At 47.5% G+C, this 24670-nt stretch carries 24 protein-coding genes and 4 pseudogenes; 11 read left to right on the top strand and 17 right to left on the bottom strand.

Translation table 11 applies throughout. The features are described from left to right. Nucleotides 1-11: 11 nt before the first annotated feature. Nucleotides 12-833: a Sir2 family NAD+-dependent deacetylase gene (cobB, locus tag LDB27_RS12740; protein WP_001191856.1), complete on the top strand. Its 822-nt coding sequence runs from the start codon at nucleotides 12-14 to the stop codon at nucleotides 831-833. 81 nt (nucleotides 834-914) lie between these two features. Here cobB and potD read toward each other — a convergent pair whose 3' ends face one another. The 5 genes from potD to potA form a co-directional block, all read right to left on the bottom strand. Beyond that, nucleotides 915-1961 (bottom strand): spermidine/putrescine ABC transporter substrate-binding protein PotD, encoded by a 1047-nt coding sequence (gene potD, locus LDB27_RS12735; protein WP_000759329.1) that lies wholly within the window; start codon nucleotides 1959-1961, stop codon nucleotides 915-917. A 24-nt stretch (nucleotides 1962-1985) separates the two neighbouring features. Then, complete coding sequence (gene potC, locus LDB27_RS12730; protein ID WP_000580299.1) at nucleotides 1986-2765, bottom strand: spermidine/putrescine ABC transporter permease PotC; 780 nt, start codon at nucleotides 2763-2765, stop codon at nucleotides 1986-1988. 315 nt (nucleotides 2766-3080) lie between these two features. Further along, nucleotides 3081-4091 carry an SPI-2 type III secretion system effector SifA gene (gene sifA / locus LDB27_RS12725; RefSeq protein WP_001531091.1) on the bottom strand — a complete coding sequence of 337 codons (1011 nt, stop codon included), beginning with the start codon at nucleotides 4089-4091 and terminating at the stop codon, nucleotides 3081-3083. A gap of 328 nt (nucleotides 4092-4419) precedes the next feature. After that, a complete protein-coding gene (gene potB, locus LDB27_RS12720) occupies nucleotides 4420-5283 on the bottom strand; it encodes a spermidine/putrescine ABC transporter permease PotB (RefSeq protein WP_000799391.1) in 864 nt (287 codons plus the stop codon). Then, nucleotides 5267-6403, bottom strand: coding sequence for a spermidine/putrescine ABC transporter ATP-binding protein PotA (gene potA / locus LDB27_RS12715; RefSeq protein ID WP_000531582.1), 1137 nt, complete (start codon nucleotides 6401-6403; stop codon nucleotides 5267-5269). The genes potB and potA overlap by 17 nt, the downstream gene beginning before the upstream one ends. 250 nt (nucleotides 6404-6653) lie before the next feature. Here potA and pepT point away from each other — a divergent pair, with 250 nt between their 5' ends. Both pepT and LDB27_RS12705 read left to right on the top strand, forming a co-directional pair. Continuing rightward, nucleotides 6654-7883 (top strand): peptidase T, encoded by a 1230-nt coding sequence (gene pepT / locus LDB27_RS12710; protein WP_000359412.1) that lies wholly within the window; start codon nucleotides 6654-6656, stop codon nucleotides 7881-7883. Nucleotides 7884-7886: 3 nt separating this feature from the next. Continuing rightward, a pseudogene (locus LDB27_RS12705) lies at nucleotides 7887-8273 on the top strand (hypothetical protein); the annotation flags it as partial. Between the two features lie 38 nt (nucleotides 8274-8311). Here the strand turns inward: LDB27_RS12705 and LDB27_RS12700 are convergent. The 9 genes from LDB27_RS12700 to rluE form a co-directional block, all read right to left on the bottom strand. Beyond that, on the bottom strand, nucleotides 8312-9433 hold the full coding sequence (locus LDB27_RS12700) for a cupin domain-containing protein (protein WP_000456512.1): 1122 nt from the start codon (nucleotides 9431-9433) through the stop codon (nucleotides 8312-8314). Nucleotides 9434-9513: 80 nt separating this feature from the next. Next, on the bottom strand, nucleotides 9514-10977 hold the full coding sequence (gene phoQ / locus LDB27_RS12695) for a two-component system sensor histidine kinase PhoQ (protein ID WP_001031687.1): 1464 nt from the start codon (nucleotides 10975-10977) through the stop codon (nucleotides 9514-9516). After that, complete coding sequence (phoP, locus tag LDB27_RS12690; protein WP_001537766.1) at nucleotides 10977-11648, bottom strand: two-component system response regulator PhoP; 672 nt, start codon at nucleotides 11646-11648, stop codon at nucleotides 10977-10979. The genes phoQ and phoP overlap by 1 nt, the downstream gene beginning before the upstream one ends. 126 nt (nucleotides 11649-11774) lie before the next feature. Next, on the bottom strand, nucleotides 11775-13145 hold the full coding sequence (gene purB / locus LDB27_RS12685; RefSeq protein WP_000423764.1) for an adenylosuccinate lyase: 1371 nt from the start codon (nucleotides 13143-13145) through the stop codon (nucleotides 11775-11777). Nucleotides 13146-13148: 3 nt separating this feature from the next. Further along, nucleotides 13149-13790, bottom strand: a complete 642-nt coding sequence (hflD, locus tag LDB27_RS12680) for a high frequency lysogenization protein HflD (RefSeq protein WP_001519653.1) — start codon at nucleotides 13788-13790, stop codon at nucleotides 13149-13151. Nucleotides 13791-13876: 86 nt separating this feature from the next. Further along, nucleotides 13877-14983, bottom strand: coding sequence for a tRNA 2-thiouridine(34) synthase MnmA (gene mnmA / locus LDB27_RS12675; RefSeq protein ID WP_001293799.1), 1107 nt, complete (start codon nucleotides 14981-14983; stop codon nucleotides 13877-13879). 53 nt (nucleotides 14984-15036) lie between these two features. Then, nucleotides 15037-15498 carry an NUDIX hydrolase gene (locus LDB27_RS12670; protein WP_000476063.1) on the bottom strand — a complete coding sequence of 154 codons (462 nt, stop codon included), beginning with the start codon at nucleotides 15496-15498 and terminating at the stop codon, nucleotides 15037-15039. 11 nt (nucleotides 15499-15509) lie between these two features. After that, on the bottom strand, nucleotides 15510-15839 hold the full coding sequence (locus tag LDB27_RS12665) for a lysozyme inhibitor LprI family protein (protein WP_000825956.1): 330 nt from the start codon (nucleotides 15837-15839) through the stop codon (nucleotides 15510-15512). Continuing rightward, on the bottom strand, nucleotides 15836-16501 hold the full coding sequence (gene rluE, locus LDB27_RS12660) for a 23S rRNA pseudouridine(2457) synthase RluE (RefSeq protein ID WP_001249416.1): 666 nt from the start codon (nucleotides 16499-16501) through the stop codon (nucleotides 15836-15838). Before rluE ends, LDB27_RS12665 begins: the two co-directional genes overlap by 4 nt. Nucleotides 16502-16672: 171 nt before the next feature. Between rluE and icd the strand changes: the two genes are divergently transcribed. The 3 genes and pseudogenes from icd to LDB27_RS12645 form a co-directional block, all read left to right on the top strand. Continuing rightward, a complete protein-coding gene (gene icd, locus LDB27_RS12655; protein ID WP_000444506.1) occupies nucleotides 16673-17923 on the top strand; it encodes an NADP-dependent isocitrate dehydrogenase in 1251 nt (416 codons plus the stop codon). Nucleotides 17924-18368: 445 nt separating this feature from the next. Continuing rightward, a complete protein-coding gene (gene sopF / locus LDB27_RS12650; protein ID WP_000917280.1) occupies nucleotides 18369-19493 on the top strand; it encodes a type III secretion system effector SopF in 1125 nt (374 codons plus the stop codon). A gap of 190 nt (nucleotides 19494-19683) precedes the next feature. Beyond that, nucleotides 19684-19764 (top strand): annotated as a pseudogene (locus tag LDB27_RS12645) (tail fiber assembly protein); the annotation flags it as partial. 16 nt (nucleotides 19765-19780) lie between these two features. Here the strand turns inward: LDB27_RS12645 and LDB27_RS12640 are convergent. Continuing rightward, nucleotides 19781-19927, bottom strand: a pseudogene (locus LDB27_RS12640) (hypothetical protein); the annotation flags it as partial. Between the two features lie 612 nt (nucleotides 19928-20539). Between LDB27_RS12640 and pltB the strand changes: the two are divergent. The 3 genes from pltB (at nucleotide 20540) to LDB27_RS12625 (ending at nucleotide 22433) form a co-directional block, all read left to right on the top strand. Next, nucleotides 20540-20953, top strand: coding sequence for a typhoid-like toxin S-CDT binding subunit PltB (gene pltB, locus LDB27_RS12635; RefSeq protein ID WP_000275700.1), 414 nt, complete (start codon nucleotides 20540-20542; stop codon nucleotides 20951-20953). Between the two features lie 16 nt (nucleotides 20954-20969). Next, the gene (gene pltA, locus LDB27_RS12630) at nucleotides 20970-21698 is read left to right on the top strand and encodes a typhoid-like toxin S-CDT ADP-ribosylating subunit PltA (protein WP_000733630.1); all 729 of its coding nucleotides are present in this window, start codon (nucleotides 20970-20972) and stop codon (nucleotides 21696-21698) included. A 192-nt stretch (nucleotides 21699-21890) separates the two neighbouring features. Continuing rightward, complete coding sequence (locus LDB27_RS12625; protein ID WP_000158843.1) at nucleotides 21891-22433, top strand: glycoside hydrolase family 108 protein; 543 nt, start codon at nucleotides 21891-21893, stop codon at nucleotides 22431-22433. A 147-nt stretch (nucleotides 22434-22580) separates the two neighbouring features. Here the strand turns inward: LDB27_RS12625 and LDB27_RS12620 are convergent, their stop codons facing one another. Together LDB27_RS12620 and cdtB are read right to left on the bottom strand one after the other, a co-directional pair. Beyond that, entirely contained in the window at nucleotides 22581-22958 is a 378-nt protein-coding gene (locus LDB27_RS12620; protein WP_001277616.1) for a DUF1353 domain-containing protein, read from the bottom strand. A 72-nt stretch (nucleotides 22959-23030) separates the two neighbouring features. After that, nucleotides 23031-23840, bottom strand: coding sequence for a cytolethal distending toxin S-CDT (gene cdtB, locus LDB27_RS12615; protein WP_001529135.1), 810 nt, complete (start codon nucleotides 23838-23840; stop codon nucleotides 23031-23033). A gap of 497 nt (nucleotides 23841-24337) precedes the next feature. Between cdtB and LDB27_RS12610 the strand changes: the two genes are divergently transcribed. Beyond that, a complete protein-coding gene (locus tag LDB27_RS12610) occupies nucleotides 24338-24502 on the top strand; it encodes a hypothetical protein (protein WP_001036548.1) in 165 nt (54 codons plus the stop codon). After that, nucleotides 24477-24560, top strand: a pseudogene (locus tag LDB27_RS23950) (hypothetical protein); the annotation flags it as partial. The gene LDB27_RS12610 and the pseudogene LDB27_RS23950, both read left to right, overlap by 26 nt. Nucleotides 24561-24670 lie beyond the last annotated feature (110 nt).

Below are 24670 nucleotides of genomic sequence, written 5' to 3'. Positions count from 1 at the left end.
AAGAGGTTGTTATGCAGTCGCGTCGGTTTCATCGATTAAGCCGCTTTCGTAAAAATAAACGTCTGTTGCGTGAACGTCTGCGCCAGCGGATCTTTTTCAGAGACAGAGTGGTGCCGGAAATGATGGAAAACCCAAGAGTATTAGTCCTTACAGGTGCAGGAATTTCTGCAGAGTCTGGTATTCGTACGTTTCGCGCGGCGGATGGCCTTTGGGAAGAGCATCGGGTTGAAGATGTGGCCACGCCGGAAGGATTCGCCCGTAATCCGGGGCTGGTGCAGACATTTTATAATGCCCGCCGTCAGCAGCTTCAACAGCCGGAAATACAACCCAATGCGGCGCATCTGGCGTTAGCGAAGCTTGAAGAAGCGCTTGGCGATCGCTTTTTGCTGGTGACGCAAAACATCGACAATTTGCATGAACGCGCGGGCAATCGCAACATCATTCATATGCATGGCGAGCTGTTGAAGGTGCGTTGTTCGCAAAGTGGCCAGATTCTGGAATGGAACGGTGATGTGATGCCGGAAGATAAATGTCACTGCTGTCAGTTCCCGGCGCCGCTACGTCCGCACGTGGTGTGGTTTGGCGAGATGCCGCTTGGCATGGATGAAATTTATATGGCGCTGTCGATGGCGGATATTTTTATCGCCATTGGCACATCCGGTCATGTCTATCCGGCTGCGGGTTTTGTGCATGAAGCAAAACTGCACGGCGCACATACGGTGGAACTGAATCTTGAGCCAAGCCAGGTCGGCAGCGAGTTTGAAGAGAAGCACTACGGCCCGGCAAGCCAGGTTGTGCCGGAATTTGTTGATAAATTCCTGAAAGGGCTGTAGTGCTGTTTGCCCGGTAACGCCTTATCCGGCCTACATTTCACGTTACGTTCATCTGTAGGCCCGACAGGCGCTTTGGCTGAATTAGCGTCCTGCTTTTAGCTTTTGATAATACTCTTCATAAATGGCGCTGGCGTCGCCGACATCGTTTTGCCACTCGCCTTTGCTGATGGTTTGCGCATCCGGATAGAGCGACTTATCATTGGCGACCTCCGGGCTTAACAGCTTACGCGCCGCCAGGTTGGGGGTAGGGTAGCCGATGGTTTCTGCCACCTCTTTCGCGACGTCAGGACGCAGCAGGAAGTTGATTAGCTTCAGCGCGCCCTCTTTATTTTTCGCGTTCGCCGGAATAGCCAGGCTGTCCATCCAGAAAATACCGCCTTCCTTCGGCCAGACGACCTCCAGCGGCGTGCCAGCCTGACGAGCAACGAAGGCCGAACCGTTCCACACCATCCCCAGGTTGACTTCCCCTTCCATATACGGATTCGCCGGATTATCGGAGTTGAAGGCCGCTACGTTCGGCATCAGTTTTTTCAACTCTTCATATGCCGCTTCGATCTCTTTCGGATCGGTAGTGTTACCGGAATAACCTAGCTTGCGCAGCGCCATCTGGAAGACTTCTCGCGCATCGTCGGTTAAAAGCAGGCTGTTTTTATATTCCGGTTTCCACAAGTCAGCCCAGCTGGTAATGGTTTTTGGATCGATAGCATCGCTGTTCACGCCAATTGCCGTTGCGCCCCAGATATATGGAACGGAATAATCGTTGTTGGGGTCAAACGGTTTGTTGAGCATTTCCGGATCGAGGTTGTGGAAATTGGTTAATTTCGACTTATCGATCTTCTGGATCATGCCTTCTTTGCGCATTTTGTCGACATAGTATGTAGAAGGAACAACCAGGTCATACGCGCCATCTTTATAGGTTTTGAGTTTGGCATACATGGTTTCGTTCGACTCGTAGGTCGAATAAATCACCTTAATGCCAGTCTCTTTAGTGAACTGTTCCAGCAGGCCCGGCGGCACATACTCAGTCCAGTTATAGAAATAGAGCGTGTCGTTGTCGGAGGCATGAGCGGCACTCATACCCAGCGCCAGGGCGCCCGCCGCGAGCAGGTGGCGTGACCATTTTTTCATTTAACGTCCCCTGAATTACGGGCCTTATCGGCCCTTGGTTTTATCACGAGCAATAAGCTGGCTGGCAATGACCATTACCAGAGACAGCACCAATAAAACGGTCGCCAGCGCGTTCACTTCTGGTGAAACGCCGACTTTTACCATGGAATAAATCTTTAAGGGTAAAATTTCATAGCCCGGCCCGGTGACAAACGACGAGACCACGACATCGTCCATCGACAACGTAAAGCTCAGCAACCAGCCCGCCGCCACCGCCGGCATCGCCAGCGGCAGAATGATTTTGCGTAAAATCGTTACCTCACTGGCCCCCAGGTCTTTTGCGGCTTCCAGCATTCTGACATCAAAGCCTTTCAGGCGCGAATAGACCGTGACGACCACAAACGGCAGGCTAAAGGTGATGTGCGAGAACAGCAACGACCAAAAGCCCAGTTGAATGCCGAGTAACATAAACAGCACCAGCAGGGAGATCGCCATCACGATATCCGGCGACATCATTACTACAAACAGCATCCCGCTGACGAATGGCTTCCCGCGAAAGCGGTAGCGATAAAGCGCCACCGCGGTTAACGAGCCAATCAACGTGGCGAAGGTCGCTGAAAAAATCGCCATCGTCAGTGAATGTTGAGCGGCCTGCAACAGACTGTCGTTATTGACCAGTAGTTCGTACCATTTAGTGGTAAAGCCCTGCCAGTTAATGCCGAACCGCGAACTGTTGAAGGAGTTCACGATCAGAATAATGATGGGAATATACAGATACGCATAGATGGCAGTCATGAAACCGCCACGGAGCAGCCGACCGATCATTCAAGTTCCACCTTCTTATTCAGAGGATGGGGTGCTTTTAGAGTATTGAAAATGATCAATTTTTTCTCTTCTCCAAAATCTCTCCAAAACGTCTCGCGGTTATCAGCAGCCAGGAAGAAGCAAGCTGCCGCTTGAAGCCGCGAATTTTACAACAAATTGCCAGACGAGCGGGAAAAAAAGGCCATTTAAATGACTATTCTCATCCGATCCGGTCATATGCGGCATTATTGCGCCAGGCAAGAGGTTACTCTGTAGGCAAACATGGAGTACGTGAGTAAACCCTGAACGTGACGTTTGAGAAAGCGTCGTCTGATTTTATAAAAAACAACATAAACAGCCGCTTTGTTGTTCTGAGCGAACGTGTAGCGTGGTTAACTGTTCTTCCGCCATTTTTTGTATAGCCTGGGGGTCTATTCTAAAAATGGCGTGAAAAACCTGATCAGAGAGGGTTTCGATTATCTCAGCTAACATGCTTAGGCTGGCGCTGGGATCCGTTACAAGGAACGCCTGAAACGTCTTATCCGCCAGTAAAACCTCTTCTACCATTTTTTCAATAGGTATGTGGGTATGCGGTGGTGGTATTTCAATCTGTTTTAAGCCACACATCGTCATTGTTTCTAAAAATGCGTTTTGCTGAGTACTTTCGGATATATTCGCATGCTGTAAAATGCGCGTTGTCTTTTCAATCCCAGACTGAATTTTCGCTGCCAGGTAGGTTACCTTTTCTTGCGTTTTCCACTCATCTAAATTTCCTTTTCTCCATTCAGAATATAAATACCCCTTTATGTTGTCTAATGGAACCGATAATGTCGGCGCGCCAGCAGGATTGAGACATAATGTCGAAGGGAGGGGGTAATCTACGATTTCGCTATATCTTCTATTAATCATGGCCGTCATTTGTGGATGCGGTTTTAAAATATCGGGGCGATCTTTTATTAAAAAATAAGCATTCCCCATGACTTCACAGGTAAAGGCATCGGTATTTTGAGTGATACGTAACAATTCGTTCTCTTCGTTTTGATCCATGATGCGAAGAATAATAGTGTCATCATTTTCATTAGGATTATAAACCTGAAATCTATCTCTTTGTGATGCGCAGGCTAACTCTTTTAACTCAAAAAAAATCTCTGTAAGCCGCTCTCGTGTGGGGGTGCGATCGGCAAACAACATCTCATGTAGACAACTGTCCGCTTTTGCTTTGCCAGTAGAAAAAAAGAAGTCTTTAATTTTTTCCCATAAAACTTTCCACCATGCTTCTTTCGTATTCCTTGGGGAGTTGGTAAGGATTTCACTTTTTAAAAAACCATTCCCTATAGTAATCGGCATATTAATCTCACTTATACTGGAGTAAAAATGACTACATAATTGATTAAATCGGCCCTTTCTATCTCTACTGCGGGCGCATCGGATGTAATATAATTTTTAAAAGAGACTGGCAATCAGTATAAAACCTGAGAGCTTCGCGTATAAACGCATTACTGTCTGTGATAGCGTCGCTACAGGTAAAAATAAAAGAAGGCCTGGCGCGGATGATGCTGTAGATTTGCAATACTGGCGGCAACTGCTTTCATGCGTTTTTTATGCCGGAGGCATGAAGTTTACCCTTGAATAAACTTCATGCCTGAATGCGTATGGATTTGTTAGCGTTGCGCAATTAATCGCTTATATCACTCACCTTCTTATTCAATAAGCGGGAAGCCCGCCAGTAAATCAACAGCATGAGTCCCATCACAATGGTCAGCGTAATGCTGGTAGCCGCGCCAAACGGCCAGTCGCGAATATTCAGGAACTGTACCTTAATGACGTTACCAATCAGCAGGTTTTTCGCGCCACCCATTAAATCGGAGACGTAGAACAGGCCCATTGCCGGTAGCATCACGAGCAGGCAACCGGCGACAATGCCCGGCATGGTTAATGGAATAATGATGCGGATGAACGTTTGCATTTTACTGGCGCCGAGATCGCGTGCGGCCTCCAGTAGTGGTTTGTCGAGCTTCTCAATGCTGGAGTAGAGCGGCATGACCATAAACGGCAGCAAAATGTAAACCAGGCCGATAATAACGGCGCTCGGGGTGAACATGATGCGAATCGGCGTATCAATCACGCCCAGCCACAGCAGGAATTCATTGAGATAACCTTTAGTGCTCAGGAATATTTTCAACCCATAGATGCGGATCAGTGAGTTGGTCCAGAAAGGAACAATCAGCAAAAACAGCAATAACGGACGTATCTTTTCCGGTAACTTCGCCAGAAACCAGGCAAAAGGATAGCCCAGCACCAGGCAGGAGAGGGTGGCGATCAGCGCCATATTCAGAGAGTGCAGGAGCACTTCAAAATAGAGCGGATCGAGCAGGCGTGCGTAGTTATCCAGCGTAAAGACCATCTTAACGAAACTGGCGTCGTCACGGGTCAGAAAGCTGGTGCCAATGATCATCAGGTTGGGCAGAAAAACAAACAACACAAGCCAACCGACGATAGTGACAATCACTACATTCTGGAATTTACTTGTGTTCTTCATCAGCCAGTACGACCTCCCAGCTTTCTACCCAACTAATGGCCATTTTTTGGTCAAGTGAATGGTCGAAGTCAGGATCGTCTTCGTTGAAGAATTCGCTGACCATCACCATTTTGCCATTTTCCAGTTCAACCACCGACTCCAGCGTCATACCTTTATAATTGCGCTCGCGCACGTAGCCGATAAGCCCTTCGATGTGGTTATCATCGTTGATCTCTTCGACGCGTAGATCTTCCGGTCGCAGCAGGACGTTCAGTTTTTGGCCTGGTTCGACAGCGAAATTGACGTATATATTGCACTCCCGACCTTCTACGCTGGCGCGGACGCGCTGTTCATCAAGCCGTTCAATGACGGTTGCGTCAAAGCGGTTAATTTCGCCGATAAAACCGGCGACAAACAGGTTTTTTGGCTCTTCATAGATTTCACGCGGCGTGCCGTCTTGCTCAATCACGCCATTACGCATTACCACGATACGATCGGACATGGTGAGCGCTTCTTCCTGATCGTGAGTGACAAAAACAAACGTGATACCGAGTTTACGCTGTAATGCTTTAAGCTCGTTCTGCATTTGTTTGCGCAATTTATAGTCCAGCGCGGAGAGCGATTCATCCAGTAATAACAGGCGAGGTTTATTCACCACCGCGCGGGCGATAGCCACACGCTGCTGCTGTCCGCCGGAAAGCTGGTGCGGTTTACGTTGTGCAAACTCTTCAAGCTGCACCATACGCAGCGCATCGGTCACGCGGGGCGCAATCTCGGCGGCTGGCGTTTTTTGCATCCGTAAGCCAAACGCGACATTTTCAAACACCGTCATATGCGGAAATAAAGCGTAGCTTTGAAATACGGTGTTCACATAACGATTTTCGGCGGGAACGTGGGTGATATCCTGGTTATCCAACATGATATGCCCGGCATCAACGGTTTCCAGGCCGGCAATCAGGCGAAGAACGGTTGTTTTACCGCAGCCGGAAGGGCCAAGCAGCGTGAGGAATTCGCCATTGTTAATGGTCAAATCCAGTTGTGAAATGACCTCTTTGCCATCGAAACTTTTGCTAATTCCCGACAAAAGCACCAGCGGTGAAAGCGAACGCGGTTGTTTATTCAATTTCTTACTCTGTCCCATGTAAACGCAACGGATGGCTGACCGCTGCGGGGTTTGTGGTTAACCACCTTAATCACTCTTAATGAGGGCGGTCATTCTACGGCAAACCACTGTGATCGCCAATCCTTGTTGCGAATTACTGACTTAGCTTTATAGTCAGAAAACGTGTCAAAGTGAAATATTCTTGTTTGCAGGGATAAAAGTGACCTGACGCAATATTTGTCTTTTCTTGCTTATTAATAATGTTGTCACGAAAAGTGAGGGTGACTGCATGGATAAACTACTTGAGCGTTTTTTACACTACGTATCGCTGGATACCCAATCAAAGTCGGGTGTTCGGCAGGTTCCCAGCACTGAGGGGCAGTGGAAGTTACTACGTTTGCTCAAACAGCAGCTCGAAGAGATGGGGCTGGTTAACATTACATTAAGTGAAAAAGGGACGTTGATGGCGACGCTCCCGGCCAATGTTGAGGGGGATATTCCCGCCATTGGTTTTATCTCCCATGTGGATACCTCTCCGGATTTCAGCGGTAAAAACGTTAACCCGCAGATTGTCGAGAATTATCGCGGCGGCGATATAGCATTAGGGATTGGCGATGAGGTGTTGTCACCCGTGATGTTCCCGGTACTGCATCAATTACTGGGACAGACGCTGATTACTACCGATGGTAAGACATTGCTGGGCGCGGACGATAAAGCCGGCGTTGCGGAGATCATGACCGCGCTGGCGGTGCTGAAAGGTAATCCTATTCCCCACGGCGACATTAAAGTGGCGTTTACGCCTGACGAAGAGGTAGGGAAAGGCGCGAAGCACTTCGATGTTGAGGAGTTTGGCGCGCAGTGGGCCTATACGGTCGACGGCGGCGGCGTGGGCGAACTGGAGTTTGAAAACTTCAATGCCGCCTCGGTGAATATCAAAATCGTCGGCAATAACGTGCATCCCGGTACGGCGAAAGGCGTGATGGTCAATGCGCTGTCATTGGCGGCGAGGATTCACGCGGAAGTGCCGGCGGATGAAGCGCCTGAAACCACTGAAGGTTACGAAGGGTTTTATCATCTGGCCAGCATGAAAGGCACCGTTGACCGGGCCGAAATGCACTACATCATTCGCGATTTCGACCGTAAGCAGTTTGAAGCGCGTAAACGCAAAATGATGGAGATTGCCAAAAAAGTCGGTAAGGGGCTGCATCCGGACTGCTATATCGAACTTGTGATTGAAGACAGTTATTACAATATGCGCGAAAAAGTAGTTGAACATCCGCATATTCTCGATATCGCCCAGCAGGCCATGCGCGACTGTCATATTACGCCGGAGATGAAACCGATTCGCGGCGGTACAGACGGGGCGCAACTGTCGTTTATGGGCCTGCCGTGTCCTAATCTCTTTACCGGCGGATATAACTATCATGGTAAACATGAGTTTGTGACGCTGGAGGGGATGGAAAAAGCGGTACAGGTGATTGTACGTATCGCGGAGTTGACGGCGAAGCGCGGCCAGTAGCGAATGTTACGCATTGTGGTGAAGCGTTTTATTATTTATGGCGGGATATTTTCCGCCATAAATTTTTCTGCCTGGAGCGCCGAATATCCGCCTTCCTGGTCTCAGCGCCAGCAACAATCTGCAGCATGTTTTATGACCGGCGATGAAACCTGCATAACGTTTATTGATGATGCGGTGAGGCTGGCCTCGCGGCAATATGGCAAACGCTCAATACAGCTTGTTCGTAGCCTGCTATTACAAAGCGATATTTATCAATGGCTGGGTAAACCGGAGTTAACGCCGCAAATGCTGCTGTGAGCGCGGGCAATAATGAAAACATTTCCGGCGGGCACTTATCCGGGCGATCGGGCCGATATGTTTGAACACCTGGCGGCGATCGTTGTGGATAGTTTGCGTCAGCCCGGCGGTCGCCGGGCATTGCGATGTTCTTATCCTTCGAAAAACCAGTATCCGCTATTCACCAGCGCCGCCAGCATCGCGAGGAAGGACGGGTCTTCCAGCGCATCGCCGAAGTTTTCAGCGGTCAGTGCAATATGACTGGCGAGCGCCTCCAGAGCGGGGCGATGCGGAGAGTCTATTTTTTCGCCATTCGCATAGACCTCATCGCCGATACGCAATACGCGAAGCCCGCCGAGACGTACTAATACCTCGCCTTGCTTTAAGGCATCGTAAATTTCATCAGGCTGATACGGCGGCTCCGGCGGCGCAATATCCAGTTCGTGGCGTGACTGAGAGAGAAACTCGCCAAGCCACTGTTGGAAATGCGCGGGTTCATTGATCAAATCGAGCATCATATTACGCAGTTTATCCATCTCCTGCGGCAGGATATCCGCCGGATGCTTGCGGGACGGCATATCCGGATCGCTGTAGTATGTATTGCCCAACTCCCGTTGCAGGACGTAATCGGCAAAACCGCTGATCAGCTCACGGCTATTGGGCGCGCGAAAACCAACCGAATAGTTCATGGCGTTTTCCAGCGCATAGCCTTCATGCGGGAATCCTGGCGGAATATACAGAATGTCGCCCGGCTCCAGCTCTTCATCAATAATGGCCTCGAACGGATCGACTTGTAACAGGTCGGGATGCGGGCAGTGCTGACGCATTTGCAGCTTTTCGCCCACGCGCCAGCGACGGCGACCGGTTCCCTGGATAATAAACACATCATACTGATCCAGATGCGGGCCAACGCCGCCGCCGGGGACGGAAAAGGAGATCATCAAATCGTCGATACGCCAGTCCGGCAGAGCGCGGAACGGGCGCATCAGCGCGGCGGTGGGTTCATGCCAGTGGTTTACCGCCTGTACCAGCAGCGACCAGTTGCTCTCACCCAGATGATCGTAGCTTTCGAAAGGGCCATGACTGACCTGCCATTTGCCATCCTGATGGCTAACGAGACGACTGTCGATTTCGCTTTCCATCGCCAGCCCCGCCAGCTCATCCGGCGAGAGCGGATCGATAAAGTTGCTAAACCCACGTTTTAACACCACCGGGCGTTTTTGCCAGTGGCGTTCAAGAAAGTCGGGCCAGTTAAGAGTTAATTGGTATTCCATGTTAAGTATCCGCAGGCTGGTATCTGACACCGATTATAACGGATGCTTAACGAGATGCGTGGAAGAACGCACAGAAATGTTTATTCCTCTTTCTGAGTGGGATGCTGTCGGCCAAAAACGACCTCCATACGGGCGCCGCCGAGCAGACTGTCGCTGGCAATGATCTGCCCGGCGTATTGTTCCGTAATCTCGCGTGCGACAGCCAGCCCCACGCCTTGTCCTGGTCGCAGGGTATCGGCGCGCTGACCGCGATCAAACACCAGGGAACGTTTGCTGTGGGGTATGCCTGGGCCGTCATCTTCGACGAAAATATGCAAATGATCGTCGGTCTGGCGAGCCGAAATCTCGACAAACTCCAGGCAATATTTACAAGCGTTGTCCAGTACGTTGCCCATTACTTCGACAAAGTCGTTTTGCTCGCCGACAAAACTGATCTCTGGTGAAATATCCATACTGATATTCACCCCTTTACGCTGATAAACTTTATTTAGCGCAGAAATCAGGTTATCTAACAACGGCGCGACGGGATGCAGTTCGCGGCTTAACAACACGCCGCTACCGCGCATACTGGCGCGATGCAGATAATAGCCGATCTGTTGGGAAATCCGGCTGATCTGTTCCAGCATCACCGGTTCAGCTTTGCTGACGCTCATCTTTTCGTTGCGTAAAGAGCGTAACGTACTCTGCAAAACCGCGAGCGGCGTTTTTAAACTGTGCGTCAGGTCGGTCAGGGTCGTGCGGTATTTGTTATAACGTTCGCGCTCGCTTTTGAGCAGTTGATTAAGGTTGCGCACAAGGCTGGTCAGCTCACGCGTCGTCTCCGGATTGAGCATTTCGCGATGATGATCTTCAAGCTCGCGCACCTCCCGCGCCAGCGCCTCGATAGGGCGTAAGCTCCACCAGGCGGCGATCCACAGTAAAGGAATGACTAACAGTAAATTGGCGGCCAGCACGTATACGAACCAGCTCCACACCATATAGGAGCGTTTTAGCTCTATCGGAATGGTATCGACCACCACGATGGTTAACTGCGGCATCCGCGCTGTGGCAGGATAAATATTTACCGCTACCGAGTGGGTCATCTCCGCATCATCGTCATCTTCACGTACTTCTTTGAGTTTTTCCTGCGCGGAATGGTCTTCGCTCAACAGCGTGCTGGTGGCGTCTACGTTGGTTTCAATTTCATGGAAGCCGTTCGTTTTTAACCATTCCGGTTGAATGCTTTTAATCAACCAGGGGATGTTGCGCTGCGTCCATAATAATTTGCCCGTTTCATCGTAAATAAGGGTCATGGTCGGGCTTTGCATGTCCAGATTTTCAGGCAGCTCAACGCTGATTTTATTATTTTCCCATTTGGCGAGGGTATAAAACAGGTTGCTTTCGCCGCGCAGTAGACGAAAGGTGGTTTTATCAAAACTTACGCTATAGCCGACCAGCGCCACTATGCCATATGCCAGAGAAAGCACCAGCACGACGCCGGCTGTCGCCAGCAAAAAACGAACCCGCAGCGACAGCGGCAGAAAATGGCGAGCAAATTTATTCATTAGCGCAATTCAAAAAGATATCCTTGTCCGCGTACGGTGGTAATGACATCGTGCGGATACTGGGCCTGTATTTTTTTCCGCAGACGCCCCATGAGAACATCAATGGTATGACTTTCCCGCAGTTCCGCATCCGGATACAGCTGAAGCATCAGCGAATCTTTGCTGACCACTTTACCGTTGTTACGGATAAGCGTTTCCATAATGGTGTATTCGAACGCCGTGAGTTTGATGACCTCTTCATTGACGGATAATTCCCGGCGTGAGAGATCCACCTGGAAAGGCGGGATGTTGATCACCTGGGAGGCCAGACCGCTATTACGGCGCATTAACGCCTGCATACGCGCCATTACCTCTTCGATGTGGAATGGCTTCGTCACGTAGTCATCGGCCCCGGAGCTGAGAACCTCGACTTTATCCTGCCAACCTTCGCGCGCGGTTAACACCAGAACCGGCAGTGAAACATCACTGCTGCGCCAGCGGCGTATTAAGGAAAGGCCGTCTTCATCCGGCAGACCTAAATCGACAATAGCGATATCCGGAAGGTGTTCATTAAGGTAATAATCAGCTTCCCTGGCATCTTCTGCGGCATCGACCTGGTGACCTGAATCCTGGAGCTGAACCTTCAGGTGGTGGCGTAATAATGCATTATCCTCTACAACCAGTACGCGCATCATCTCTTCTCCCTTGTGTTAACAATAAGAACAGTCTAGCGTTGATTATGGTGCTTTGGGGATAAACAGTTAATAAACCAGACAAATAGTCACCCTCTTTCTGAAGAAAAGAGGGTGAGGCAGGCATTATTTAAGTTCGTCGACCAGAGTCACAGCACGACCGATATAATTTGCCGGCGTCATGGCTTTAAGGCGCGTTTTTTCTGCTTCCGGCAGGGCCAGACTATCAATAAACTGTTTCATTCCTTCGGCATCAACACGCTTGCCACGGGTCAACTCTTTCAGTTTTTCATATGGTTTTTCAATACCATAGCGGCGCATGACGGTCTGGATCGGTTCGGCTAATACTTCCCAGTTGTGATCCAGTTCGTCAAGCAGATGATCGCGGTTTACTTCCAGCTTGCTGACGCCCTTCAGGGTGGACTGATAAGCGATAAGCGCATAGCCGATGCCGACACCCAGGTTACGCAGAACGGTTGAGTCGGTCAGATCGCGCTGCCAGCGGGAAACCGGCAGTTTGTTTGCCAGATGGTGCAATACTGCATTAGACAGACCGAGGTTGCCTTCTGAGTTTTCAAAGTCAATGGGGTTAACTTTATGCGGCATGGTAGAAGAACCGATCTCCCCGGCGATGGTTTTCTGTTTGAAATGGTTCAACGCAATATAACCCCAGACATCGCGATCGAAATCGATCAGGATGGTGTTAAAGCGCGCGATACAGTCAAACAGTTCCGCAATATAATCATGCGGTTCAATCTGGGTGGTGTAAGGGTTCCACTGGATGCCCAGCGAGGTGACGAACTCTTCGCTGAACTGATGCCAGTCAACTTCCGGATAGGCGGCGATATGCGCGTTATAGTTGCCTACGGCGCCGTTGATTTTACCGAGGATCTCCACCTGGTTGAGCTGGCGGAACTGACGCTCCATACGGTAAGCCACGTTAGCCATTTCTTTGCCCAGCGTAGACGGGGTGGCAGGTTGACCGTGGGTACGGGAGAGCAGAGGGATATCGCGATACTGTACGGACAGATCTTTCACTGCATCGATAAGCTTACGCCAGTATGGCAGGACTACTTCGTCGCGAGCGGTTTTCAACATCAGCGCGTGAGACAGGTTGTTGATGTCTTCTGACGTACACGCGAAGTGGATAAACTCGGAAACGTCATGTAGCGCCGGGATCGCGGCGACTTTTTCTTTCAGGAAATACTCAACTGCCTTCACATCATGGTTAGTCGTACGCTCAATGGTTTTAATGCGCGCGGCATCTTCTTCATTGAAGTTTGCAACAAGCGTATCCAGGTAACCGTTTGCGTCGGCAGCAAAAGCAGGAACTTCCTTGATCGCTGCGTGCGCGGCTAATTTCTGCAGCCAACGTACTTCGACTTGTACACGAAATTTCAGCAAACCGTATTCGCTAAAAATTCCGCGCAGCGCGCTGACTTTATCGCCGTAGCGTCCATCGACAGGGGAAACGGCGGTCAGTGAGGATAATTCCATAGATCATAACTCCGGGGTTAAATGAGCAAGAATTTGTTTTGCCTGAGTCGTTAGGCGATGACGAGAAAACATAAGCTGTAGGCGACCACCGCCTACCTGATGCCAGAGCACGGCTGCACGGATGCCTGCCAGTAGCGAAGCGCGGACTTTGGCCTGAACCTGCGGACTTTGCAGAACGGCCGGGGAGCCCGTCACCTGAATGCGTGGGCCCAATGGGCTAATCACATCCACGTAGATGCCCGCCATGGCGCTCATTAACGTGTCTGACTGTAAATCAAAATGGTCAAGCTGGCGCTGCAGGCCGTTAATGCGATCGCCTAACGTATTCAACGCGCCTTTGGCGGATGACAGCTTGCGCTCCAGCACCATCAGGCTAAGCGTATAACGCGTCAGTTCGGCGTTAAGTCCTTGTCGGCTGCTGGCATTCAGCACGCCGAGCAGTGTTTCCAGACCAAGACGCAGGTTAGCTTCGCTGCCGCCGAACACGCCCAGAGTAGAACTGGGATTCATATCAATGACACTGTTGAGTGAAACGTGCAACGCGTCGGCATCACAGTGCCCCTGGTGCGCCAGTTGTTGCACCAGGCGTGCCGACTGGCAAATGCCAGACAGCGCGAGGGTGATGTCATAATAATTCTTTGCCACAATCACTGCTTCCTTGTATCAAATAAAATACACTTCATCTTTTAAGCCGCTTTGAGGCGACTTGAATGATGTTGTGTATTGAATAATCAGACCGTCAGCGGCAGTCGCTGCTCGATAATGCCGCCGCCCAGGCAGACTTCGCCGCTGTAAAAGACAGCGGACTGGCCCGGCGTAACGGCGGCAACCGGCTCGTCAAAAATGACCTCGATACGATCGTCATCCAGCGCGTTAATCGTGCACGGAATATCGGTCTGGCGGTAGCGGGTTTTTACCGTACAGCGCAGGGTGCCGGTGAACGGTTCGCGATCGACCCAATGTAGCTGCTGGGCGATGAGGCCTACCGACATCAGGCGTGGGTGCTCATGCCCCTGGGCGACAATTAACACATTGTTTTCAACGTCTTTATCCACCACATACCAGGGGTCTTCGCTACCGTCTTTGGTGCCGCCAATTCCCAGCCCTTTACGCTGACCGAGCGTATGATACATCAGACCCTGATGCTCGCCGATTTCATCGCCGTCAACGGTAATGATTTTCCCCGGCTGCGCAGGCAGATAGCGCCCTAAAAAGTCGCGGAATTTGCGCTCGCCGATAAAGCAGATACCGGTAGAATCTTTTTTCTTGGCGGTTACCAGCCCCAGATCTTCGGCGATTTTACGCACCTGCGGTTTTTCCAGCTCGCCAACCGGGAACAGACTTTGCGCAATCTGCTCATGGCCAAGCGTGTAGAGGAAGTAGCTCTGATCTTTGTTGCCGTCGAGCCCGCGCAACAACCGGCTTTTGCCGTTTACATCCGCGCGGCGAACGTAGTGACCGGTGGCGATATAGTCGGCGCCTAAATCTTCTGCGGCAAATTCAAGGAAGGCTTTAAATTTGATCTCTTTATTGCACAGAATATCCGGGTTCGGCGTACGGCCCGCTTTGTACTCTTCAAGGAACAGTTCAAAGACGTTATCCCAATATTCTGCGGCAAAATTGACGGTATGCAGTTCAATGCCAAGCTTGTCGCACACGGCCTGCGCGTCAGCCAGATCGGCTGCTGCGGTACAGTATTCCTCACCATCGTCCTCTTCCCAGTTCTTCATGAACAGGCCTTCTACCTGATAACCCTGTTGTTGCAACAGCCAGGCGGAAACGGAGGAATCGACACCGCCGGACATGCCGACGATCACTTTTTTTGGGTTTTCTGACATTGGAATACTCGCGACATTGAACTTCAAGGCGGCGTATTCTACCACGCAGCCCTTTACTTGACACCCTCTGTAAACGGCCAGTTAAATTCGCCCACTATAGATAAGGGGTAACATTGCCCCGTTTGATAACTGTGAATGCTTTCAGCCACCAGCGGAGAACGTAAATTCGGCGCGTTCAGAATCTCGTCGGCGCTCACCCAACGGCAGCAATCGATGTCATTGTCATGGGGGGCAGTCGCGCAAATATGATCAAGCTTGATGGCGAATAAAAAGCGCAGGAACGGGGTCTTATCCGGCGCAATCCACTGATGCATACGGATAAAATACTGTGGTTGCGCCGTGATGCCAGTCTCTTCCCACAGTTCACGCGCGGCGGCCTGCGCCAGCGTTTCATCTGCCTCCAGGTGTCCGGCAGGTTGATTCCATAACGATTTACCGTTGATGGTCTCTTCCACCACCAGAAATTTATCTTCGGCATGTACGATGCAGGCAACGGTCACGTGCGGCTTGAACATAGGCATTCTTATTACAGCGGTTTATCAATGTGGTCATAGATCGCGTCAAGCTGTTTCAGACGCTCGTTATAAGCTTTTGTCAGGCAGGTGACGTCGGCCTTGCACTGCTGACGCTGTTTAAGCCAGCTCTGCTGGGCGTCCTGCAGCGCGCCGCGACTGCCCATCGCGAACAACCCTTTCAGAAACTGATATTTGGTGTGCATTTCCACGTCTTTATCATTCAGCGTCAGGTGCGCGCAGATAGCCTTTTCATCCGCAGCCTGCGCTTTCTGGCAGTCGAAGCTGGCCGCATTAACGGATAACGGTGTTAATAAAGCAAAAGCAATGAGAAGCCGTTTCATCTGTCTTTCTCCTGTGCGATCTCGCGCCACTGTCCATTATCGAGGCCGCTGAGCGTGTAGTCGCCCATGCTGTAACGAATTAATCGTAGAGTGGGATGACCGACATGCGCAGTCATGCGTCTTACCTGGCGGTTGCGGCCTTCATATAAGGTGACTTTTAGCCAACTGGTGGGAATATTCTTCCGTTCGCGAATCGGCGGGGTGCGCGGCCACAGCCAGTCAGGTTCCGCGACAATCTCAATACCGGCGGGCAGGGTAGGGCCATCGTTGAGCGTGACGCCAGTACGAAGCGCCTGTAGCGCTTCATTATCCGGGATGCCTTCTACCTGAACATAGTAAATCTTGCCGGTGCGCTTGCCCGGTTGCGTGAGGCGCGCCTGCAGCGCGCCGTCATTAGTCAGCACCAAAAGCCCTTCGCTGTCGCGGTCCAGGCGGCCTGCGGCATAAACGCCTTGCACAGGAATAAAATCTTTTAACGTGCGGCGTCCTGCTTCATCCGTGAACTGCGGCAACACATCGTAAGGTTTATTGAACAAAACCACGCGTTTTGGCTGGTTTTCTTTCCGTGATTTAGATGCTTGTCGTGAGCTGAATCGCTTAACGTAGTGATTTCTAAAAGAAGTTTTTTGCATGGTGTTTTCAGAACTTATTAATTGCCGCATTATAGCGCAATAATGAGTGTCTTTCATGGCGGCAAACAATAGGGTAGTATTGACATGCTCATTACAAAACATTAACAAAAAATTGCTCTAACGCAGTCGTGCAGCAGGACGCCATTGCACATGCAGCGCGATAACAGACGAGCAAACCAGAAGCGCTCGAAGGAGAGGTGAATGGAAAGCAAAGTAGTTGTTCCGGTGGAAGGTAAGAAGATCACCCTGCAAAACGGCAAACTCAACGTTCCTGAGAATCCGATTATCCCGTTTATTGAAGGCGATGGTATCGGTGTTGATGTCACTCCAGCCATGCTTAAAGTGGTCGATGCCGCCGTCGAGAAAGCCTATAAAGGCGAGCGTAAAATTTCCTGGATGGAAATTTACACCGGAGAAAAATCCACACAGGTTTACGGCCAGGATGTCTGGCTTCCCGCTGAAACCCTTGATTTAATTCGTGATTACCGCGTAGCGATTAAAGGTCCGTTGACCACGCCGGTTGGCGGCGGTATCCGCTCTCTGAACGTTGCCCTGCGTCAGGAGCTTGACCTGTACGTTTGTCTGCGTCCCGTTCGTTACTATCAGGGCACGCCAAGTCCGGTGAAACATCCGGAGCTGACCGATATGGTCATCTTCCGTGAAAACTCTGAAGATATCTACGCCGGAATTGAATGGAAAGCTGACTCTGCAGACGCTGAGAAAGTGATCAAGTTCTTGCGCGAAGAGATGGGCGTGAAGAAAATTCGCTTCCCGGAGCACTGCGGTATCGGTATCAAACCGTGTTCTGAAGAAGGCACTAAACGTCTGGTTCGCGCGGCGATTGAATACGCTATTACTAACGATCGCGATTCCGTCACGCTGGTACATAAAGGCAATATCATGAAGTTCACCGAAGGCGCGTTTAAAGACTGGGGCTACCAGTTGGCGCGCGACGAGTTCGGCGGTGAGCTTATTGACGGCGGTCCGTGGCTGAAAATTAAGAACCCGAACACGGGTAAAGAGATCGTGGTTAAAGACGTTATCGCCGATGCGTTCCTGCAACAGATCCTGTTGCGTCCGGCGGAATACGACGTTATCGCCTGTATGAACCTGAACGGTGACTATATTTCCGATGCCCTGGCGGCTCAGGTTGGCGGTATCGGTATTGCACCGGGTGCGAATATCGGCGACGAATGCGCGTTGTTTGAAGCCACTCACGGGACTGCGCCGAAATATGCGGGCCAGGATAAAGTCAACCCAGGCTCCATTATTCTGTCTGCGGAGATGATGCTGCGCCACATGCAGTGGTTCGAAGCGGCGGATCTGATTGTTAAAGGTATGGAAGGCGCGATTGCCGCGAAGACCGTGACCTATGACTTCGAACGTCTGATGGACGGCGCTAAGCTGCTGAAATGTAGTGAGTTTGGCGACGCGATTATCGCAAATATGTAATAACGATAATTGTTAAAATAAAAACGGGGACTTAACGTTCCCGTTTTTATTATTAGTATTCGAACGGTTATCAAAATAATTTATCAAAACTCTCTCAATTCAGACCGCAATAGTAATCCATCCTTTACCCCGATCGTCATGGTAACCTGAGACTCCCTGAAAATTGATAGTTACCGATTTTGATTGTAGTGGTTTTCTTTATGATGTGTGGTTTGGCTATTTTTTGAAAGTGCCTTATCAGATTTGTTGTTATTATCAGGATAATATTTCAATAAAAGGTGATAATTTATAGACTGCAATAGTGGGTAGATTAAGTATTTTATGAAATTATTAGTATGCTTTATTTGCACTTCTACAAGGCGGCTAAGAAGTGTTGAAATATCAGCCTGATAAAGAATACGTCAGCGAAAGTGAATACTATTAGTCGTAAAAATTCAGGAGACATATGCTCAAACCTATCTGCTATAGTGGAAGCGTAAAGGTTCCGCAATATCTGGAAACAGATAAGGAAAAAAATGTCGGACATACTCCTCTGTCTTCAGACATTCAGCAAGTTAAAAATGTTGTTGAAGATGTTCCGCCATTTCCAGAAAGCAGAGCGGCGAGAGGTTCTGTAAGCGCAGCGTACAGGCTTTCTTTTGACGAAGTGTTTTGCGGTATCAGCAATGAAGAGCGTAAAAAGGCGTATGGTCGCCTTTTTGGAAAACAAGTACTTGCACATATTCATTCCAGGTGTCAGCGCGACGCTGACATAATAAGAGAAAAAGCGCTCAGGCGGATAAGCCGTGAGTGTGGTGCCGAAATAGATTGCACTCTTTTGCTAAATAAGATGGTGGATGTTTTACAAAATGCCCGGTTGACAATAAATTTTAATGCAGCAAAAATTGACTTTGTCTCTCTCTTAAAAAATAAAGAATATCTGAACTCTTATGCATTAGGTTGCAGACCAGGCGATTTACCCGCTTATAATGTCGGACGTGATTCAGTTGAAACTAAAGCATTTGAACTGGAGAAGCTTGCAGATTCACCTTATGCCCCATATGGTCAGACAGGCGGTTTTTCCGTAGCATATACTCCCAACAATAGAACTTTTAGCCCTACAAGCAGACCAATTTATGCTGCACTGGACTTTCTGAACGGTGAAAATGGAGGTGCCAGCGCCTATGGGAAATCATTTTTTGAATTAAATGATAATGTAAAAACAAATTGTACATTTTCACCTTTTGATACCTACGGCCACAGATTTGGTCTGGATACGAGTAAATTATCTACATTTTGGCATATGGAGAACCTGATCGCATCCTGTCAAAATGATTTTTTTGGTTATAATTGCTTTAAGAGTTTGGTTAAAATGGCTAAGGGCGAAAAGTTTTTAGCTCACTCTAATTATGGTACAGGCTATGAAGGGAATTATATAGAGGCTCATATCCATGGTGATGTATGCTTATTTAGAGATATAAAACACGTTTATTTGTCTTTGCAAGAAAATTCTTACTCGAAAAGTCAACTATATGATTATGCAAAACAAATAAACCAGGCGCTTAATAGAGACTGCATAATATTATATTGACAAGCTTATTATCAGTTTCTTGAAAAGAGCTTTAAATGATCATGAGCGCATATTTCTTGAGGTAGGCAGTAACTGCTTTTATATTTATTAGCTTAGGACCGCTCTGGCAGATACCTGTGTGGCACTTCAGTATGGCCTGGCAAAATAGAGGAATATGGACCAGCAGAAGCGCCTGCTGGCTACTTTTCACCTTAAATCGCTGGACTTCAGCGGCGCTTCAGATGAAGCGACCTTCACAGTCATCAGGTGGCCTGCATTACCACAGGAGTGATTTACTGGCTATCGATATTCCTGCTCATCAGGTTTTTACGCCATCTACGTACATTTATTCTGCTATAAATTGAAATACTGCAAAAAATATTAAGGCTTATTATTTTTTCTTTAAGTAAATTTTCGTTCAACAAACTTGGATGCGGGAATGTTTGAAATATCATTGCCTTATACTAGATCTCAGATACCTACAACTCACAACTTTATTAGATCATCTTTCTGAACATATTAATTTTCTGGCGGTTATCAACAATAGGCTGACTAAATTGCCAGACACTTTACCTGGAGGGTACAGACAGATTACGCGGGTAGGATCACTACACCGGAAAAAGATTGCCAGTTAATAAGATGTCGTCCATGATTCAGTTGGATGATAATGATTTATTCCCCACTCTTTGATCCTACAATAGTGATCTGATAGTTATCCAGAACGTTCTTGCAAAGAACGGGCTTGTTAAATTATCGTCAATTTCTTAATGAGTTATGTCCTGCTTTGCTGAAAATGAAAACCAGTAGACAGACGACGGCGATCAATACGAGCCGGAAGTACCTGTGTTATTACCGTGGCAGGAATTCTGTAACTGATAAAACAGGTGTGCTTATTATCAGTGATGAAATTTTTTATATATGTATTAATTGCTATTCACAAGTAATTTGAGTGTTTGTTGTGGTTGGTAACATTGTGTTGAAGTAAATCATGATAGACTGGATTTAGATGTGATGAGATATAATAAATTTGTGCTTTGTTAATTATTTTAAATGTACAGGAGAGTAGCATGTATATAAATAAGTTTGTGCCTGTTTATACATTATTAATTCTCCTTTATTCTTTTAATGCCAGCGCTGAGTGGACAGGAGATAAAACGAACGCCTATTACTCAGACGAAGTTATCAGTGAAATACATGTTGGTCAGATAGATACTAGTCCTTATTTTTGCATAAAAACGGTTAAAGCTAACGGTAGTGGTACACCAGTTGTTGCATGTGCGGTATCAAAGCAGAGCATATGGGCACCCTCCTTTAAAGAACTTCTTGACCAGGCAAGATATTTTTATAGTACAGGGCAATCCGTAAGGATTCATGTTCAAAAAAATATCTGGACCTATCCGCTTTTTGTAAATACCTTTTCAGCAAATGCTCTTGTGGGACTATCATCGTGCAGTGCGACACAATGCTTTGGACCCAAGTAAGAGGGGGGAAGAAATAATGAAAAAGTTAATACTCTTAACCTTATCTATAGTTAGCTTTAATAACTATGCAGTAGATTTTGTGTATCGTGTGGACTCAACCCCGCCGGACGTTATTTTTCGCGATGGGTTTTCACTACTTGGGTATAACCGTAACTTTCAGCAATTTATCAGTGGAAGGTCATGTAGTGGTGGAAGTAGTGACAGTCGCTATATTGCAACAACCTCAAGTGTTAATCAAACATATGCTATAGCCAGGGCGTACTATTCTCGCTCAACATTCAAAGGTAATTTATACAGATATCAGATTCGTGCAGATAATAATTTCTACAGCTTGCTCCCATCCATCACCTATCTGGAAACGCAAGGTGGTCACTTTAATGCTTATGAAAAAACGATGATGCGATTGCAAAGAGAGTATGTTTCCACATTATCTATTTTACCCGAGAATATTCAAAAGGCCGTGGCGCTTGTTTATGATAGCGCAACAGGTCTGGTAAAGGATGGTGTAAGCACAATGAATTCCAGTTATTTAGGTTTAAGCACTACGTCTAATCCTGGCGTGATACCTTTTCTTCCGGAACCGCAGACGTATACCCAACAACGAATTGATGCATTCGGCCCATTAATAAGTTCATGCTTTTCAATAGGTAGCGTATGTCAATCACATCGAGGGCAAAGAGCTGACGTATACAACATGTCTTTTTATGATGCAAGACCTGTAATAGAACTTATACTTTCTAAATAAATGAAACTTACCTATGTTGCCTATTAAATTAAACAGACCGTTTATTAGTGGTCTGGTTAATATTGTTTATTAAGTTGGCTATCCACTTAAATATAAATTGTTTATATACTTCAATAAGTTTTTTATCAGATTCATTGCATTATCAATCATAGCATTCAGGTACGTATTTTATTAATATTAGAAGGAGTCATTATGACTAAAGATGAAATCTTTGCAGCTATCCTTAGTAGAGAAGGTGGTTACGTTGATCACCCTGACGACAGGGGGGGACCAACGCATTGGGGTATAACCCTGACGACGGCCCGGGCTAATGGCTATATGGGGGATATGCGGAATCTTACCCGTAATCAAGCATTAAAAATCCTTGAGGCAGATTATTGGTATGGTCCACGACTTGATCAGGTTGCCATTATCTCTCACTCTATCGCAGCTGAGCTTTGTGATACTGGTGTGAACATGGGACCCTCAATCCCGATTAAGTACTTCCAGCGTTGGCTTAATGTTTTTAATGATCAGCAAAAAATTTATCCGGATTTGATAGCAGATGGTCAGATTGGGCCACGGACGCTTTCGGCACTAACATTTTTTCTCTCTCACCGGAGAGATGAGGGCGAAATGATACTTATCCGTGCATTGAATTGTAGTCAGGGACAACGCTATCTGGAGTTAGCTGAAAAGCGCCAGGCGAATGAGTCATTTGTTTATGGATGGATAAAGGAACGGGTAAGGTTGTAATTCCCTTACTTACCACTATGGCGGTTTGTGATGATAGCATATAATGATATATTCACACAGAGAACTGGTGAAAGCCACTAAGTCTCATTATTACTATATTAAGGCGTCAGGTTTTTCTATAGTTCTTTGTGTGTTAAAAACGAGAAATTAATTATGTTGTATGGTATGAGAATGATAGTATTTCCAGCCAAATATTCTTACGGCTAAATACATTATTATCCTTTTCCATTTTGGCACGCCCAGAACTTTCATTCCATCCAGGAATATGAGATCGGACTCTTTTCTGTTACGTAATGGATAATGATACAGGTAGTCATGAATGATTGCCGCTTTGGCATATTCACCATCCGGTGGCAATAATGACCAGAAAATACGCGGAACAGTGGCAAGGTCGGTAACGAATCCTACCGGTACTTCAATGACATCATTTTTATCTTCACTGAGATAAAACCTGAATGGCTCATAAACACGCCATTTATAATGACCTAACATTTCCATAATTGCTGGACTGGTAAAACAACTCATAATTTTACCTTACAATAAATATATATTCTGCACCTTACGCTCAAAGTACATGTCGTCAACGCTATTTACTCATTAACAGCTTCGTGCCAAAAAGGCTACGGGATAATGATCAGAAGCGAGTTGTGGATTACGTAATGCTTCAACCCTTTGTGAATAAGGTGCTCGATCGACAATGACCCCATAATCTAAAATACCACCGCCAATTTGCGTGGGTTCTGTAGGTGCGAGTACGGCTACAACTCGTTCCAGATGCTCAGTCATCAGGTCATTTTCAAGTCTGTCTGGGCTGCGATTAAAATCCCCGGCAAGAAACCAGGATAAATGCCGCATCTGAGGTTGTCTAAAAAAATTAATGGTAACCCTGACAATAGCTGCAGCATCCGGACCTCCACTAGCCAGTGCGTGCGCTGTCAGAAAAACATCATTACCCAGTCCGATGCCAATGACGGGGCGAGATGCGACAGTTGTCGGACGCAAGACATAAACATTATCCGCTCTTTGTCTGGAAACTATTGCCAGATTAACACGGCGCGCTCCAACATCAATAGCCGAGTGGTAGATATATCTTATATCCTGACGGCTGGTGGTTCCGAGATTCCAGGTGTATTCATCAATGGGAATACCCACTCCAAAAGGCTGAATATGTCGTCCGGTAGGAACCGCTGAGGTGGGAACAGCACCGGCCTCCTGTACCATAAGAATATCCACACCGGCAGTACCACTTAAAAGCTGTCTGACATTGACATTCCATTTACTTTCTGTAGATGCTGAAGAGCCCTGAAGATTCCAGGTCATAACTTTGTAGTCACTGATATTAGCGCAGGCAAAAGAAATATAGCTGCAGATGATCATGGTCAGAAGGAAAAAAACAGGTTTTTTCATGATATCTACTCTCCCGATTATTACTTCTTTATCTGAATGATATATGTGTTCATAACCCATTGTTTCATGACGTTGATTTTATTCTGGCAATGCCTGACTTGTTTCTGGTTCTATGTCTTGTGCAGATAGTAAGATACATAGTCTAACGTCAATAAAACTAAAATAGATGTCTATTACAGAGGTAAAATGATAGTTTATTCAGTACAATCAATTAATTATTGTTAATACCAAAGAGACAACTATAGATAAACAACTAACTGAATTTAAAACTACATTCACTTATCTCATTGTAACTGTATTGGGTTGATTTATATGCGGTAATAGAGATTCGATATCATTAGTAATTTATAAGCAAACATAAATTTTTAATTACCAGGATTATTATATCCCTGTGTGGAAGGTAACATTTCATCTATTCTCATTCTTGTAGTGACACAGTAAATTTGGTCACCTGATTAAAGGTGATATTCTCACCTCAACACAAAACAGGTGACTTAATGAACAAGAAAACCGGACAAATTAATGGATACATCTTGAACGACTACAATAGCGTCACACCTCACCATTATAACGGTGCACTGACGCCGGAAAAACCTGAGAACAGGTACCGTTTTTACTGTAAAACCGTGACCAATAGTGTCGATGCGCAGCAAAACGTATAATCCGTTGATAGGGCGTACAGGTGTGGCACTGGGCAAAACGTTCAGTGGCAAGGACTGGAGCTGGCGGCATTTGGCAAATAGAATGTTGACCACGCTATAAACGCCACTTCCGCTACATGTTCTGAGTGGTGGCGTTTGCGTTATATCGTCACAGACAGCGCCTCAGGG

This window comes from Salmonella sp. JXY0409-18 (assembly GCF_020268625.1).
GTDB lineage: Bacteria > Pseudomonadota > Gammaproteobacteria > Enterobacterales > Enterobacteriaceae > Salmonella > Salmonella enterica.
Note: the sequence above shows the minus strand (reverse complement) of the source record. Positions and strands in the feature narration are given on the sequence as shown.

What these genes read in the sequence shown, in the direction of transcription:
- cobB (WP_001191856.1), top strand. Translation starts at nt 12, where the DNA reads ATGCAGTCGCGTCGGTTTCATCGATTAAGCCGCTTTCGTAAAAATAAA.
- potD (WP_000759329.1), bottom strand. Translation starts at nt 1,961, where the DNA reads ATGAAAAAATGGTCACGCCACCTGCTCGCGGCGGGCGCCCTGGCGCTG.
- potC (WP_000580299.1), bottom strand. Translation starts at nt 2,765, where the DNA reads ATGATCGGTCGGCTGCTCCGTGGCGGTTTCATGACTGCCATCTATGCG.
- sifA (WP_001531091.1), bottom strand. Translation starts at nt 4,091, where the DNA reads ATGCCGATTACTATAGGGAATGGTTTTTTAAAAAGTGAAATCCTTACC.
- potB (WP_000799391.1), bottom strand. Translation starts at nt 5,283, where the DNA reads ATGAAGAACACAAGTAAATTCCAGAATGTAGTGATTGTCACTATCGTC.
- potA (WP_000531582.1), bottom strand. Translation starts at nt 6,403, where the DNA reads ATGGGACAGAGTAAGAAATTGAATAAACAACCGCGTTCGCTTTCACCG.
- pepT (WP_000359412.1), top strand. Translation starts at nt 6,654, where the DNA reads ATGGATAAACTACTTGAGCGTTTTTTACACTACGTATCGCTGGATACC.
- LDB27_RS12700 (WP_000456512.1), bottom strand. Translation starts at nt 9,433, where the DNA reads ATGGAATACCAATTAACTCTTAACTGGCCCGACTTTCTTGAACGCCAC.
- phoQ (WP_001031687.1), bottom strand. Translation starts at nt 10,977, where the DNA reads ATGAATAAATTTGCTCGCCATTTTCTGCCGCTGTCGCTGCGGGTTCGT.
- phoP (WP_001537766.1), bottom strand. Translation starts at nt 11,648, where the DNA reads ATGCGCGTACTGGTTGTAGAGGATAATGCATTATTACGCCACCACCTG.
- purB (WP_000423764.1), bottom strand. Translation starts at nt 13,145, where the DNA reads ATGGAATTATCCTCACTGACCGCCGTTTCCCCTGTCGATGGACGCTAC.
- mnmA (WP_001293799.1), bottom strand. Translation starts at nt 14,983, where the DNA reads ATGTCAGAAAACCCAAAAAAAGTGATCGTCGGCATGTCCGGCGGTGTC.
- LDB27_RS12670 (WP_000476063.1), bottom strand. Translation starts at nt 15,498, where the DNA reads ATGTTCAAGCCGCACGTGACCGTTGCCTGCATCGTACATGCCGAAGAT.
- LDB27_RS12665 (WP_000825956.1), bottom strand. Translation starts at nt 15,839, where the DNA reads ATGAAACGGCTTCTCATTGCTTTTGCTTTATTAACACCGTTATCCGTT.
- rluE (WP_001249416.1), bottom strand. Translation starts at nt 16,501, where the DNA reads ATGCGGCAATTAATAAGTTCTGAAAACACCATGCAAAAAACTTCTTTT.
- icd (WP_000444506.1), top strand. Translation starts at nt 16,673, where the DNA reads ATGGAAAGCAAAGTAGTTGTTCCGGTGGAAGGTAAGAAGATCACCCTG.
- sopF (WP_000917280.1), top strand. Translation starts at nt 18,369, where the DNA reads ATGCTCAAACCTATCTGCTATAGTGGAAGCGTAAAGGTTCCGCAATAT.
- pltB (WP_000275700.1), top strand. Translation starts at nt 20,540, where the DNA reads ATGTATATAAATAAGTTTGTGCCTGTTTATACATTATTAATTCTCCTT.
- pltA (WP_000733630.1), top strand. Translation starts at nt 20,970, where the DNA reads ATGAAAAAGTTAATACTCTTAACCTTATCTATAGTTAGCTTTAATAAC.
- LDB27_RS12625 (WP_000158843.1), top strand. Translation starts at nt 21,891, where the DNA reads ATGACTAAAGATGAAATCTTTGCAGCTATCCTTAGTAGAGAAGGTGGT.
- LDB27_RS12620 (WP_001277616.1), bottom strand. Translation starts at nt 22,958, where the DNA reads ATGAGTTGTTTTACCAGTCCAGCAATTATGGAAATGTTAGGTCATTAT.
- cdtB (WP_001529135.1), bottom strand. Translation starts at nt 23,840, where the DNA reads ATGAAAAAACCTGTTTTTTTCCTTCTGACCATGATCATCTGCAGCTAT.
- LDB27_RS12610 (WP_001036548.1), top strand. Translation starts at nt 24,338, where the DNA reads ATGAACAAGAAAACCGGACAAATTAATGGATACATCTTGAACGACTAC.